Genomic DNA, 13,657 nt, shown 5'->3' on the forward strand with positions numbered 1-13,657 from the left:
TATCGCTTTCGACAAAAGTGCCTCTGAACACTAAAAAGGAGACTACAAGAAATATCCCAATTTGCTTCAGTAACGTATATAATAGTATCTTAACTGACATCAGGCGATAAAGTTACCATTTTTTTAGAACTTATACTTCATTCCCACCGAAACATACATTGCCGGTTTAAAATATGGATCAGTATCTTTAGACATATCTTCGAAGAAAGCCTTTAAAGTGCGGGTAGTGTAATAAGCTATTCTGCTACACGACACACCGGCAGTAGCAGTGATTGAAAAAGAATTCCCCATACTTACTTCCGGTTGTAAACCTACAATAATGAATTGCTGGGAAAACATAGTATCTTTTCCTTCTCTTTCCAACAATGCCAATGACCCGTTCATCTCTGCCACGATCCTTAGATTCAGATATTTATTCATTTTCATTCCTGCCGATACTTCCATGGCATTCAGCATCGAAACTTTAATTTGATAACGTCCTTCAGTGCTCCAATCAAAATAAATAGCAGGAAATACCATCGGATAACCAAATGTGTTGTTCACAGCCAATCCGGCTCCAAGAGATAAATTGGACTTGAACTGCCGGATGAAAATAACTCCTCCCTGTCCCAGAACATTCTTCAGTTTTACATCAGAAGAGGTATAGACGCCTGCACCGACAGTCGTCAACAAAAGCCATTTTTTGCTGATAGGGCGAATATTGGTTACGCTCAACTGCATATTTATAATTTGATCTATGTCTATGTAAGATTGAAGATTCTTATTATTCATTGCCGTATAGCTTCCTCCTGCCGAAATCATCCAAAGAGTTGGCTGATTTCTTTCATTCATTTTCTGTGATACGGGAATATTGACGTTCCCTTCCACAAAGCACATATCCCCTTTCCCGGGATACTGTCCGTTTTCATCTTTATATCGGGAAGAAGATATATACCCGGTTTTCACAGTAACCTGTGCCTGTATATTTTCAGGAAGTAATAGAAACAAGGCGAACGCACTTAACAAAATAATCCTCATTCTTTTATCAGTTTTAGGGTTTGAATGAGACAAAAGTAGAGTTTTACCGATCTGCGTAGAGAGTTTGTAGACCAAACCCGGCATTAAGTAGACCAAACCTGTAAATTTGTAGCCTGTTTGGTCTGAATGTATTATATAAAAAAATAAAAGACTACCTTTCAACCGAAGATAGTCTTTTATTCATATATCATTTTTTAATTATCCACAATGGAAATACTTATGTACGAGATCTAACATCTCCATCGGCTTTCCTTCCAAATCCGCACGCAATGTTTTATCTTCATAACCACGAAGTCTGCGGATGATACCGTCAATCATTGCCGGGCTGAATACATTATATTGTTCAAAGATTGCCCGTTGTTGTTGCAGACAATCGGCAGAAGCTTCACAGCTATCCGGCAGTTGCGCCAGTGATTTCAGCTTATCTTCGTTTTCTTTCTGATGGATATTCACATTTACATAAGTTTTTTCAGCAATGTCCAGCGCATTTTCAATCTCAAAACCATGACGGCAGGCAACAGCCAAACCAGCCAACAGTTGATACAAATCTGCCGAACCATCCGGAGAGCGCATTTCTACAGTCTGCTTCTGACTGGTGTCAAAATGACTTTCAGCTTCCAACGGATTTGCCAATGTACACATATCTGTTTTTGCAGCCCATCCCAGAGGTACACGCACCAATACGGAACGGTTGCGATCTCCCCAGCAAACGTTGGTAGGTGCTTCCTGATGAGGAACGAGACGGAAATAAGAAGTAGGATTGGTATTTCCGAAGGCAGTAATTGACGGAGCAAGCACCATCATTCCGGCAATTGCCTTGCGTGCTGTTTCCGACAAAACACCGTCTTTCAGCATCTGGTTCTTTCCGTCTTTCATGATACGCATGTGGACATGCAAGCCCGAACCTGCTTTACCTGCCGTAATCTTTGGAGCAAAGGTTACATTGTATCCATATCTAAATCCCAGGTTACGAATCACCCATTTGGCAATCATTAATTGATCTGCTGCCTGCGATACGGGAACCGGCAGGAATTCTATTTCATTCTGCTCATAGATATAACCATCCAGCGTAAAATTACCCACTTCGGAGTGTCCATACTTTATTTGCCCGCCTGTCTGTGCGATGTAAGACATACATTGAGTACGGAACTCATTGAATTTAGCATAAGGGCCCGATTCGTGATAACCACGTTGGTCGGTTGCCTGAAACATACCAGTATCCGGAGCTATTACATAATATTCCAATTCGCCCATTGCCTGAAATTCCATTCCGGTAACTTCTGTAAAAGTTTTGCTTGCTTTGTAAAGAGTGTGTTCTGGTGCACTTTCGAGGGGTTCGCCGTCTTTATTGAAGAAAGAGCACAGCATAGACAGCGTCGGAATCTCGGCAAACGGATCAACGAATGCTGTGCAAAAACGGGGAATTACATAAAGGTCACTACTGCCCGCTTCTATAAATGAGAAAAGACTGGAACCGTCTACCCGTTCTCCACATGTGAGAATAGCTTCCAGATAAGCTTGATTGTTGATGACAAAGTTCAGAGTTTTCAGACGCCCGTCTCCCGCCGGATACATAAAATTAACCATGCGGATATCTTTTTGCTGGATAAATGAGATAATGTCAGCTTTTGTAAACTCTGAAGTTGGTTTTTGAAGGAATGCCACCAACTGGTTAGCATTCATTGATAAATCATAATTCATAATCGGTTGTTTTTCGTTGTTGTATGATTAAAACGGTTTGTTGAATGCCAAAGATAAGGAAAAGATGGAAAATCAAGTAAGAAAAGATTTAATTATTTCTTTGTTATGTTGCATTTATATCTATTCTCCTATTTAAAACGCTTCAGGTCTTTCTTCTCAAAAATCCATTCCGGAGTGTATAGTTTCCCAGTATCCGTTTCGGTCAGCTCGTACCAGGGAGAAAGGTTCCGGCTGGTTGGATTGACCAGGATATGAATCTGTTGGGCAGGCATATAGCTTTGCGCCAGAAGGAATACTTTCTTTCCGGTATTCGGATGAATGGCAATATCCATAACAATCACAGCATGACCGGGTGAACCGCCTTTAATAAAGACATCCCCGGGTTGCAAGGAAGTATAAAGCACAGCTGGGAGCTCACGAGATAAAGAGGCAGTTCCGGCATACATAAAAACCATATCGAGATAGTTACGGAAAGTTTTATAGGAATAATCCACTCCTTTTCCCGAAGCATACCATTGAACCTGATTACCGCTGACTTTTATTCGATTTCCCTCCGCCCATTTCTTGTATTCGGCAGTAAATCCACTTGTGAAGTTGAATTTTATATCTGTATACCGTTTATGTTTCCACAGATATTCCGCCCGCAGGCGTATCACTGCATCGGCACACTGCTGCAAATCACGATTGCCTATCTCCATATCTACGACTGCAAATGCGGCTGCCTGATTGGCTTTTTCTTTTCCATTGTAAAGTAACACTTTACTGCCTTTAGGCAATAATGACAAATTGCGCAAATAAGTTGTAAACGAATTATCGGAGCAGGTCTCTCTAACATATCCTGACGGAGGAGCGATTCTATCTGCAAGCCTCTCCTGTCCCCATGACTGAAAGACTGTGAAAAGTAAGCCTGCACACATTAACAAATACTTCATATCGGTTTTTCTTATTCCATATCCGGACAAATATAAGTAATTATTATGGAAAACGAAGTTGAATGTCTGTTTTTCTCCCGATTGAAGACGCTATCGTCTTAAAAATATGTAATATCGGATTCTGACTAAAACAAAGTGGCCTATACTCTCTTTTTTCTGTAAGAATAGTACGAACTTTGTTTTCCACAAATTATAATAGTGTTTTTATGGAACAGGTGGTAGATTTAGCTTTGCCCGAATACTTTGAAAGAATATCCGCAGAAGCTACCTTTCAGGAGCAATTGTCCGTCATAGATATGGATAACTCCCGTCGTTCACCGGTTCAAGTCAAGCACACAGCTTATTCAGCCGATTTCAAGGGCTATCTCATCATTCATTCTGCTGAATTGAAAAAGGAAATAATGGCTATGACATCCGGCATCCGTCTGCAACAGGCGGGTCAGTTGAAGAAATTACATACCAGGCAAGAGTTGAGTGAGGAAGAAAGCCTGCGTTTGAGAAAACAGGTTGAACTCATTAAAAGTTATATTCCTGATAAAGAACACGTCTACCACTCTTACGTCATCAAGAATCAGATTATAAATCTATTCTTTGACCTTGACAACTGCCGCTGGCATAGGTATGGCGACGGAGAGCTGGGACTATCCCGCAGTGAAACCCTCCGTCAACGGTTCAGGGAATTACTTATGGAAGAATGCCGGATGCACAGAGAAGTCACTTTTTATGCAGACAAACTTTGTGTTACTTCTGATTATTTATCGAAAGTGGTCAGAGAATATGATGGGCAGTCAGCAGCAAAGTGGATTATCAATGCAGTGATTACAGAAGCTAAAATTCTACTTCGTGAACCGGACAAGACGATCAACCAAATCGCAATAGAATTGAACTTCCCGGATCAGTCTACATTCGTGAAGTTCTTTAAAAGGAATACAGGTCTCTCACCATTGGAGTACAAGAAAGGTGAAAAGACAACGAATGGCGTTAGAATTTAAACAGCCCGTTCTCGTCCAGATTAATCGGTAACATTGCCGAATTGGAAGCATATTCTTTAGGGATTATCTGCTCGATACGTTGCAAATCCTCCGGACTAAGGTGAATATCAATCGCTTTCACGGTATCGTGAAGCTGATCGACAGTACGCGAGCCTACCAAAGCCAATATGTCATCCCCCTGCGCCAATACCCATGCAATGGCGAGTTGCGATACAGATACGTTCTTCTCATCGGCCATTTCTTTCAACAGTTCGAGCCGTGAAACGGCTTGCTTTAATTTCTCGGCAGCTTGCGGTGGCATCCGTTGACTCAATCCCGCAACTTTTCCGGCAGGATTGCTACCTCCAATTACTCCATGAAAGAGGTTGGCGAATGTAACCACATCAATACCCAATTCTCGTGCAGTGGGTAGAATCCCCTCTTCAATGTCACGATCCAGCAAGGAATATCGTACTTCAACCAAACTGATAGGATGAACGGCATGCGCCCGACGCAACGTTTCAGCATCTATCTCGGTGATCCCGACACTACGCACATAACCAGCTTTTACAAGATCGGCAACGGCACCAATAGTATCTTCCACCGGGATGTGCGGATTGATACGTGCTGGCTGATAGAGGTCAACATAATCTGTGCCTAATCGTTTCAAGGTGTAAGCCAGATAATTTTGTACGTTCTGCGGACGGACGTCAATACCATAGAACCGATCATCTGGAGTGAGCATTCCACCAAACTTGACGGCGATAAAAATGTCTTCGCGCTTCCGGGTTTTCAAAGCCTCGCGGATCACCAGTTCACTTTCTCCGTGACCATAAAAGTCCCCTGTGTTCAGATACGTAATTCCACTGTCCAGCGCGGCATGTATCGTGTCGACTCCCTGCTGAACGTCAGCCATTCTCATGGCACCCAGTCCGATACGTGAAAGGGTGATACCATTGGTTTCTTTATTCAAATACTTCATTGTTTCTTTTATTATATAGTACTAATTCGATTGCAAATTTCGGATAAATTCCTTCATGATACCAGAGCAATATCCGTTCATTTTTGGTCATTATCCGTCAAGAAGCCTCTTTCTCATGAAATGTCTCAAACATACTGATTATAAAAACCAATTGACTGCCTCAACTGTTTTATTTGAATAGAACTATTAAAACTACCGTCACATGAAAAAGGATATTCTAAAAGACCTGCTGGCAAAGCCCGGAAAGAAACATTTGGTATCGGATTTTGACTCGTCATTCACTGGCGATTTATCCAAACAAGACGCTAAAGAGCAACTGGCAAAGGATATTGAGAAGCTTTCGGAGCTGCAAAGTATGCTTTATGCACAAGACCGGTATTCAATCCTGATTATCTTTCAGGCGATGGATGCTGCAGGAAAAGACGGGACTATCAAGCATGTGATGTCCGGCATTAACCCACAGGGATGCCAGGTGTATTCGTTCAAACAACCGTCTGCTGAAGAACTGGACCATGATTATCTCTGGCGTATCAATCGCTCTCTCCCGGAAAGAGGACGAATCGGCATTTTCAACCGTTCGCACTACGAAGATGTGCTGATTGCCAAAGTGCATCCGGAAATTATTCTATCCAACAAGTTACCAGGTGTCGAAACCATAAATGACATTGATCCCGACTTCTGGAAGCGTCGTTATCGACAGATCAACGATTTTGAACGCTATCTGACGGAGAATGGAACGATTGTCCTGAAATTCTTTCTCAATGTATCGAAAGCCGAACAGAAAAATCGATTCATGGAGCGACTGGACGATGCATCTAAAAACTGGAAATTCTCTTCGGCGGACATCAAAGAGCGTCAATTCTGGGAGGACTATATGAATGCTTATGCCGATGTACTGACGGAGACATCAACGGAACTGGCTCCATGGTATATAATCCCTGCCGATAATAAATGGTTCATGCGTTACGCAGTAGGACGAATTATTTGTGACCGGATGCAGCAATTGGATTTACATTACCCCAAACTGTCGAAAGAGGGATTGGAGAAGCTGGAAGAGTGTAAGAAAAGTGTATCAAACATTAACTTTTAAATCACTTGCGCTTATCCTTTTTTATTCTAACTTTGTAGAAAGACCTACATAAAGAACCAAAATTGATAAGCTTATGGACATCCAAACTTTTATTCAAAATTTCAGAGAGGCATTCGGAAAAAATGCTGAATTGCCTCTTGTTTTCTGGTACTCGGACGAGCAAAAAGGAGAAACAGAAAAGATAAACGGTTGCTTCTTCAAAGGTATGAAGACGGTAAGAGATGGTGGTATTATCAGCCTGAATGCTGAAAACATCGGTTGTGGCGGCGGTAAATTCTATACTGGCTTCACCGAAATGCCAGAACGTGTACCGACTTTCGTTTCGCTCAAAGAGAAATACAAACAGACTCCTGAAATGGTCATCGACTTTATACAGCAAATCGGAGTTCCCCGAACAGAAAACAAGTATCTTCATTTTGCACGTATAGATAAGGTAGAAAGCCTTGAAGAAATAGAAGGTGTCGTATTTCTGGCAAATCCGGATATGCTTTCGGGCTTGACCACTTGGGCTTTTTATGATAATAACGCAGCAGATTGCGTCGTTTCTACCTTTGGTTCCGGCTGTAGTGCTGTAGTGACGCAAGCCACGATAGAAAATCGTAAAGGAGGCAAACGCACTTTCCTCGGTTTCTTCGACCCATCGGTTCGCCCTCATTTCGAAGCTGACAAACTAAGCTATACCATACCTATGTCCAGATTTAAAGAGATGTATGAGACGATGCGCCAAAGTTGTCTATTCGATACGCATGCATGGGGAAAGATTAAAGAAAGAATGAACGGATAATCTCCCATAACGAAATTGCATATCATTATACAATTATCGGGACATTAGGTATGCTTATTCCGAACATACAAGGCTTCTCTTTCGTTGTTATAGGAAGAAACTGCCACTTGATACTGACAATTCATTATCAAGACAGATATTTTCTGAATATCAATCCCTGCCTGTCCTATTTTGTTTCCCAGTGTGGAACTTATAGTTTCACGCTTTGAAACCATCAGTTTCACACCGAGAAACCATTAGTTTCATGCCGGGAAACTAAAAGTTTCAAGCGCCTGAAACTTTCTTTTCCTACAGGATTAAAATAATATATCAGTCGGATTAAACCTTTTATCTGGAGAAAAGTCTTATTATTAATATATTATCGTTCTATTCAACATTAAAGTATCAACGAAAATGGAAACATCCGTCAAACTCTATTCGCTGAAACACAGCAATGTGAAAACCTACCTGTTCGCCTTACTATTTGTAGCGGGTAACATTGCACTTCCACAATTATGCCATCTTGTACCTTATGGTGGTCCTACCCTGTTACCTATTTATTTTTTCACGCTGATTGCGGCTTATAAATATGGTTTTCTTGTAGGATTATTGACTGCTATTCTTTCACCAGTCATCAATCATTTATTGTTTGCCATGCCCTCGGAAGCGGTACTTCCCATCCTATTAATCAAATCGTCCTTACTCGCCGGAGCTTCAGCTCTTGCAGCACGTACTATAAAATCGGTTTCATTACTGGCCATTCTTGGTGTCGTACTCACTTATCAGGTCATAGGCGTTGCATTTGAATGGGCCATCGTCGGAAGTTTCTACGAAGCAGTACAGGACTTCCGTATCGGTATTCCGGGAATGTTACTGCAATGGTTCGGCGGATACGCCCTCCTGAAAGCAATTGCCAAACTCTAAACTAATATAGAAAGATGGACAGAAGGGATTTTTTAAAAACAGTAGCTATCACCGGAGCCGCCTTGACTATACAGCGTTCGGAGGCTATGGAGGTGTTAACTCAAACAATCAATAAAGCAAACGGAAGCAATCCTGATCTGGTGGCCGTTATGGGCGGAGAACCCGAAGAGATGTTCCGCCGTGCCATAAGCGAACTGGGGGGTATGAAGCAATTCGTGAAACCGGGACAGAAAGTGGTTGTAAAACCTAATATCGGTTGGGATAAAGTGCCGGAACTGGCAGGAAATACGAATCCGAAACTGATTGAAGAAATCGTCAGACAATGTTTTGCCGCCGGAGCTAAAGAAGTGGTCGTGTTCGACCATACTTGTGACGATTGGCAGAAATGCTACAAAAACAGTGGTATTGAAGCTGCTGCCAAAAAAGCCGGAGCCAAAGTAATGCCTGCACATCTGGAGTCGTATTACAAACCAATTGATCTGCCAAAAGGCAAAAAGATGAAGAAAGCCAAAGTGCACGAAGCGATTCTGGATTGTGATGTATGGATCAATGTTCCTATTCTGAAGAATCACGGAGGTGCCAATCTGACTATCTCCATGAAAAATCACATGGGGATTGTGTGGGATCGCGGATTCTTCCACCAGAACGATTTGCAACAATGCATCGCAGATATCTGTACATTACAGAAGAAAGCTGTACTCAACGTAGTAGACGCCTACCGGATCATGAAAACAAACGGTCCCCGGGGACGCTCTGCATCCGATGTTGTACTGGCAAAAGGATTGTTTATCTCACCGGATATTGTAGCCGTGGATACGGCTGCTGCCAAGTTCTTCAATCAAGTACGTGAGATGCCACTGGATACAGTAGGACATCTCGCCAATGGGGAAGCATTGAAAATAGGAACCATGAACATTGACAAATTGAATGTCAAGCGAATTAAAATGTAAAACAACCATGTTAAGAAGGCTACGTATTGGAATATCAGCACTTTTATTTGTGCTGATTTCTTTCTTTTTTCTCGATTTCGCAGAAATATTACCGAACAGTTTTCATCGGCTGGCACATTTGCAATTTATTCCAGCCATCCTTTCACTAAGTATAGGTATCTTATTATTTCTCATTGTGTTAACGCTTTTATTCGGGCGTGTATATTGTTCTACAATCTGCCCTATGGGTATCTTGCAGGATGTGATTGCACGAATTTCCAAAGCAACGGGAAAAAAGAAAAAAAGATATAGTTACAGTCCTGCAAAAAACAAATTGCGCTGGGGTGTGCTCGGACTGACAGTGGTCGGGTTTCTATGTGGATTTACATTTATTGTTGGTTTGCTCGATCCGTACAGTGCGTATGGACGTGTGGTAGTGCACATATTCAAACCTATCTATATGCTGGGGAATAATCTGCTGGAATCACTCTTTGCCAGATTTGACAATTATACATTTTATCAGGTAGACACCTCCATCTTGAGCATTTCTTCCCTTCTCATCGCTATTATTACTCTTGCAGTCATCTTTGTAATGGCATGGAAACATGGACGGACATGGTGCAATACGATTTGTCCCGTAGGAACAATATTGGGGTTATTGAGCCGATTTTCATTATTCAAAGTCCGTATTGATACTGCCAAATGTAATGGATGCGGGCTTTGTGCCACCAAATGCAAAGCAGCTTGCATCAATAGTAAAGAACACGCTATTGATTATAGTCGTTGTGTAGATTGTTTCAACTGTTTGGGAGTATGCAAACAAAAAGCATTAGTTTACGCCCCTTCTTTAAAAAAACAGTCTGATGTAGAAACTTCTGCACCATCATCACCGGATTTGGATTCATCTAAACGCCGTTTTTTGGTTGCCGGTCTTGTTACTGCCGGAGCACCCCCCAAACTCATCTCCCAAGCCAAGGAATCTGTAGCAAGCTTGGAAGGTAAGAAGGCATACAAAAAGGAAAATCCGATCACTCCTCCGGGGTCTATCAGTCGGGAACACTTCCAACAGCAATGCACATCCTGTCATCTTTGTGTCAGCAAATGCCCTTCTCATATCTTGAAACCGGCTTTTATGGAATATGGCTTGGCAGGCATGATGCAACCTACTGTTAGCTTTGAGAAAGGATTTTGTAACTTTGACTGTACTGTCTGTGGAGATGTCTGTCCCAATGGAGCAATTCTTCCCATAAATGTAGAGCAAAAACATCTTACACAAATGGGATATGTTGTTTTCATCGAGGAAAATTGCATTGTTTATACTGATGGAACCAGTTGCGGAGCCTGCTCCGAACACTGCCCCACACAAGCAGTAGCGATGGTGCCGTATAAGGACGGATTGACGATTCCTCATGTAAATAAAGAAATATGTGTAGGTTGTGGAGGATGTGAATATGTTTGCCCAGCCCGTCCATTCCGTGCCATCTATATCGAAGGAAATCCCGTACAAAAAGAAGCAAAACCATTCAAAGAAAGCGAAGAGCACAAAGTTGAGATAGACGATTTCGGATTCTGACCGGCATGGTGCCGGAGCAGAGTTTCCATCCGTGTTTTATGTTCTATGACGGTTTATTTCAAATGTGAACAAGACAGATGGTATGGATTTAAAAAAAACTATCCATTATATTCCTCCTACTTTCAATAAATTCACTAAATTCGTGGCGAACTAAAGAAAGCAATTCATGGAGGTATTCACAAATAACTGGAATAGCCGGAAATATCAGATTGGCTATGCACTAAGCGGAGGATTTATTAAAGGATTTGCCCATTTGGGAGTCATGCAAGCTCTTTTGGAACATGATATTAAACCGGAAATCATCTCTGGAGTAAGTGCAGGGGCACTTGCAGGTGTCTTTTACGCGGACGGCAACGAGCCGCACAAAGTACTTGATTATTTCTCCGGACATAAATTCCAGGATTTAACCAAACTGGTGATTCCCAAGAAGGGACTATTTGACCTCTGTGAATTTATTGATTTTCTCCGGACTAACTTAAAAGCAAAAAATCTGGAAGAGCTACAACTTCCCCTGATTATCACAGCAACTGACCTCGATCACGGTCGCATGGTTCACTTTCATCGGGGAAGCATAGCGGAACGGGTCGCCGCTTCCTGCTGTATGCCTGTCATGTTTTCTCCGGTCAACATAGACGGCACTAACTATGTGGATGGAGGATTGATGATGAATCTTCCGGTCTCTACCCTGCGCAGGGTTTGCAATAAAGTGGTAGCTGTCAACGTAAGTCCCATCATGGCACAGGATTACAAAATGAATATTGTAAGCATTGCTATGCGTTCATTCCATTTCATGTTCCGCGCCAATACCTTTCCCGAAAGAGAAAAATGCGATTTATTAATCGAACCATACAACCTATACGGGTACAGTAACACCGAACTGGAAAAAGCTGAAGAAATCTTCGGGCAAGGCTATAATACAGCTAACGAAGTACTTAGTCAACTGTTGGAAGAAAAGGGGAAAATATGGAAATAATCTCCTATCCATCAGAAACAAGAATGAATACGAATATTAATAATCTACTCTATATGAATGACGAAAATAAAATAATTATCTACCAAGTATTCACCCGCCTGTTTGGAAATAACAACAACCACTGTGTCTACAATGGAGACATTGCCACCAATGGTTGCGGGAAAATGGCTGATTTCACGCTCAAAGCACTTGGTGAAATCAAGAAATTAGGTGCTACACATATATGGTATACAGGCATCATCGAGCATGCCACTCAAACGGACTATCGCCGTTATAATATCAGTCCGGATCATCCTGCTATTGTGAAAGGAAAAGCTGGTTCTCCGTATGCTATCAAGGATTATTATGATGTAGATCCTGACTTGGCTAACGACGTGCAAGGACGTATGAAAGAATTTGAGAATCTGGTACATCGCACACATCGCACAGGTCTGAAAGTAATTATTGATTTTGTACCTAATCACGTAGCACGCCAATATCACTCGGATGCACAACCGGACGGTACGACCGAATTGGGAGCTAACGATGACTCCAGCCAATCTTTCAGCCCATATAATAATTTCTATTATATTCCGCAAGCGGAACTTCATGCCCAGTTTGATATGAAAGACGGTGCAGCAGAGCCTTACCGGGAATTCCCGGCGAAAGCTACCGGTAACAATCGTTTTGATGCTACTCCCAATATCACCGACTGGTATGAAACAGTGAAATTAAACTATGGAGTGGATTATCAGAATGGCGGTACCTGCCACTTCTCCCCGACTCCGGATACTTGGATAAAGATGCTGGACATTCTTCTTTTCTGGGCATCAAAAGACATTGACGGTTTCCGCTGCGACATGGCCGAAATGGTTCCTGTTGAATTCTGGGAATGGGCTATTCCTCAAGTAAAAGAGGCTTATCCTGAAATACTTTTCATCGCAGAGGTTTACAATCCAGGTGAATACCGTAACTATCTGTTCCGCGGCAAGTTTGATTACCTGTATGATAAGGTAGGGCTGTATGACACGTTACGCAATGTAGCTTGTGGATATGAATCTGCATCCGCTATCACTCATTGCTGGCAAAGTCTGAATGGAATAGAGAAAAAGATGCTCAACTTCCTGGAGAATCACGACGAGCAACGTATCGCTTCTGATTTCTTTGCCGGCAACCCGCGTAAAGGAATTCCCGCACTGATCGTTTCCGCCTGTATGAACACTAATCCTATGATGATCTACTTCGGTCAGGAGTTTGGAGAACTGGGCATGGATAGTGAAGGATTTAGCGGAAGGGACGGACGGACTACTATATTCGATTATTGGAGTGTAGACAGCATACGACGCTGGCGCAACGGAGGTAAATTTGACGGGAAGATGCTTACTGAAGAGCATAAACACCTCTACTCTATCTACCAAAAAGTACTGACGATTTGTAATGAAGAGCAGGCAATCAGCAAGGGAGTATTCTTTGATTTAATGTATGCCAATATAAACGGATGGCGTTTCAATGAGCATAAACAATATACTTTTATGCGAAAATATAAAAATGAGATTCTGTTTTTCATTATTAATTTCGACAGTCAACTGGTAGATGTTGCTATCAATGTGCCTTCACATGCTTTCGACTTTTTACAGATTCCTCAAATGGAATCTTATCAGGCCACTGATTTGATGACGGGCGCTAAAGAAGAAATCAGTCTATTACCTTATAAACCCACGGATGTTTCGGTAGGAGGCTATAACGGAAAGATTTTAAAGATTACTTTTTAAATAAAAAGACTAAGATCTGTATACTCTTCATCCCTCGGTCACTTATGAATG

The 13,657-nt window shown here is 41.9% G+C and carries 12 protein-coding genes; 8 read left to right on the plus strand and 4 right to left on the minus strand.

Features of this window, described 5'->3' with window-relative positions; translation table 11 throughout:
- Positions 1 to 123: 123 nt before the first annotated feature.
- From DWZ47_RS09460 to DWZ47_RS09470, 3 genes are all read right to left on the minus strand, one after another.
- Positions 124 to 1,017: a DUF6268 family outer membrane beta-barrel protein gene (locus tag DWZ47_RS09460; protein ID WP_004303320.1), complete on the minus strand. Its 894-nt coding sequence runs from the start codon at positions 1,015 to 1,017 to the stop codon at positions 124 to 126.
- Positions 1,018 to 1,215: 198 nt separating this feature from the next.
- Positions 1,216 to 2,718 (minus strand): glutamine synthetase family protein, encoded by a 1,503-nt coding sequence (locus DWZ47_RS09465; protein WP_022200158.1) that lies wholly within the window; start codon positions 2,716 to 2,718, stop codon positions 1,216 to 1,218.
- Positions 2,719 to 2,846: 128 nt separating this feature from the next.
- Complete coding sequence (locus tag DWZ47_RS09470) at positions 2,847 to 3,650, minus strand: DUF4846 domain-containing protein (RefSeq protein WP_008647969.1); 804 nt, start codon at positions 3,648 to 3,650, stop codon at positions 2,847 to 2,849.
- Between the two features lie 206 nt (positions 3,651 to 3,856).
- Here DWZ47_RS09470 and DWZ47_RS09475 point away from each other — a divergent pair, with 206 nt between their 5' ends.
- On the plus strand, positions 3,857 to 4,642 hold the full coding sequence (locus DWZ47_RS09475) for a helix-turn-helix domain-containing protein (RefSeq protein WP_117512948.1): 786 nt from the start codon (positions 3,857 to 3,859) through the stop codon (positions 4,640 to 4,642).
- Here the strand turns inward: DWZ47_RS09475 and DWZ47_RS09480 are convergent.
- On the minus strand, positions 4,632 to 5,603 hold the full coding sequence (locus tag DWZ47_RS09480; protein WP_008647971.1) for an aldo/keto reductase: 972 nt from the start codon (positions 5,601 to 5,603) through the stop codon (positions 4,632 to 4,634). The genes DWZ47_RS09475 and DWZ47_RS09480 overlap by 11 nt on opposite strands.
- A 202-nt stretch (positions 5,604 to 5,805) precedes the next feature.
- Between DWZ47_RS09480 and DWZ47_RS09490 the strand changes: the two genes are divergently transcribed.
- The 7 genes from DWZ47_RS09490 (at position 5,806) to DWZ47_RS09520 (ending at position 13,606) form a co-directional block, all read left to right on the plus strand.
- A complete protein-coding gene (locus DWZ47_RS09490; protein ID WP_004303329.1) occupies positions 5,806 to 6,693 on the plus strand; it encodes a polyphosphate kinase 2 family protein in 888 nt (295 codons plus the stop codon).
- 73 nt (positions 6,694 to 6,766) lie between these two features.
- The gene (locus tag DWZ47_RS09495) at positions 6,767 to 7,477 is read left to right on the plus strand and encodes a DUF169 domain-containing protein (protein WP_008647972.1); all 711 of its coding nucleotides are present in this window, start codon (positions 6,767 to 6,769) and stop codon (positions 7,475 to 7,477) included.
- 393 nt (positions 7,478 to 7,870) lie between these two features.
- Complete coding sequence (locus DWZ47_RS09500; protein ID WP_004295851.1) at positions 7,871 to 8,380, plus strand: hypothetical protein; 510 nt, start codon at positions 7,871 to 7,873, stop codon at positions 8,378 to 8,380.
- A 14-nt stretch (positions 8,381 to 8,394) separates the two neighbouring features.
- Positions 8,395 to 9,330: a DUF362 domain-containing protein gene (locus DWZ47_RS09505; protein ID WP_004295850.1), complete on the plus strand. Its 936-nt coding sequence runs from the start codon at positions 8,395 to 8,397 to the stop codon at positions 9,328 to 9,330.
- 7 nt (positions 9,331 to 9,337) lie between these two features.
- Complete coding sequence (locus DWZ47_RS09510; protein ID WP_117513004.1) at positions 9,338 to 10,882, plus strand: 4Fe-4S binding protein; 1,545 nt, start codon at positions 9,338 to 9,340, stop codon at positions 10,880 to 10,882.
- Between the two features lie 166 nt (positions 10,883 to 11,048).
- A complete protein-coding gene (locus tag DWZ47_RS09515) occupies positions 11,049 to 11,855 on the plus strand; it encodes a patatin-like phospholipase family protein (RefSeq protein WP_004295848.1) in 807 nt (268 codons plus the stop codon).
- A gap of 53 nt (positions 11,856 to 11,908) precedes the next feature.
- Positions 11,909 to 13,606: an alpha-amylase family protein gene (locus DWZ47_RS09520; RefSeq protein ID WP_004318215.1), complete on the plus strand. Its 1,698-nt coding sequence runs from the start codon at positions 11,909 to 11,911 to the stop codon at positions 13,604 to 13,606.
- The last annotated feature ends 51 nt before the right edge of the window (positions 13,607 to 13,657 follow it).

Source organism: Bacteroides sp. AF32-8BH, from assembly GCF_003435205.1.
Taxonomy (GTDB): Bacteria; Bacteroidota; Bacteroidia; order Bacteroidales; family Bacteroidaceae; genus Bacteroides; species Bacteroides ovatus.

Excerpts from the sequence above, each read along its gene's own strand:
- DWZ47_RS09460 (WP_004303320.1), bottom strand. The coding sequence starts at position 1,017 with ATGAGGATTATTTTGTTAAGTGCGTTCGCCTTGTTTCTATTACTTCCT.
- DWZ47_RS09465 (WP_022200158.1), bottom strand. The coding sequence starts at position 2,718 with ATGAATTATGATTTATCAATGAATGCTAACCAGTTGGTGGCATTCCTT.
- DWZ47_RS09470 (WP_008647969.1), bottom strand. The coding sequence starts at position 3,650 with ATGAAGTATTTGTTAATGTGTGCAGGCTTACTTTTCACAGTCTTTCAG.
- DWZ47_RS09475 (WP_117512948.1), top strand. The coding sequence starts at position 3,857 with ATGGAACAGGTGGTAGATTTAGCTTTGCCCGAATACTTTGAAAGAATA.
- DWZ47_RS09480 (WP_008647971.1), bottom strand. The coding sequence starts at position 5,603 with ATGAAGTATTTGAATAAAGAAACCAATGGTATCACCCTTTCACGTATC.
- DWZ47_RS09490 (WP_004303329.1), top strand. The coding sequence starts at position 5,806 with ATGAAAAAGGATATTCTAAAAGACCTGCTGGCAAAGCCCGGAAAGAAA.
- DWZ47_RS09495 (WP_008647972.1), top strand. The coding sequence starts at position 6,767 with ATGGACATCCAAACTTTTATTCAAAATTTCAGAGAGGCATTCGGAAAA.
- DWZ47_RS09500 (WP_004295851.1), top strand. The coding sequence starts at position 7,871 with ATGGAAACATCCGTCAAACTCTATTCGCTGAAACACAGCAATGTGAAA.
- DWZ47_RS09505 (WP_004295850.1), top strand. The coding sequence starts at position 8,395 with ATGGACAGAAGGGATTTTTTAAAAACAGTAGCTATCACCGGAGCCGCC.
- DWZ47_RS09510 (WP_117513004.1), top strand. The coding sequence starts at position 9,338 with ATGTTAAGAAGGCTACGTATTGGAATATCAGCACTTTTATTTGTGCTG.
- DWZ47_RS09515 (WP_004295848.1), top strand. The coding sequence starts at position 11,049 with ATGGAGGTATTCACAAATAACTGGAATAGCCGGAAATATCAGATTGGC.
- DWZ47_RS09520 (WP_004318215.1), top strand. The coding sequence starts at position 11,909 with ATGAATGACGAAAATAAAATAATTATCTACCAAGTATTCACCCGCCTG.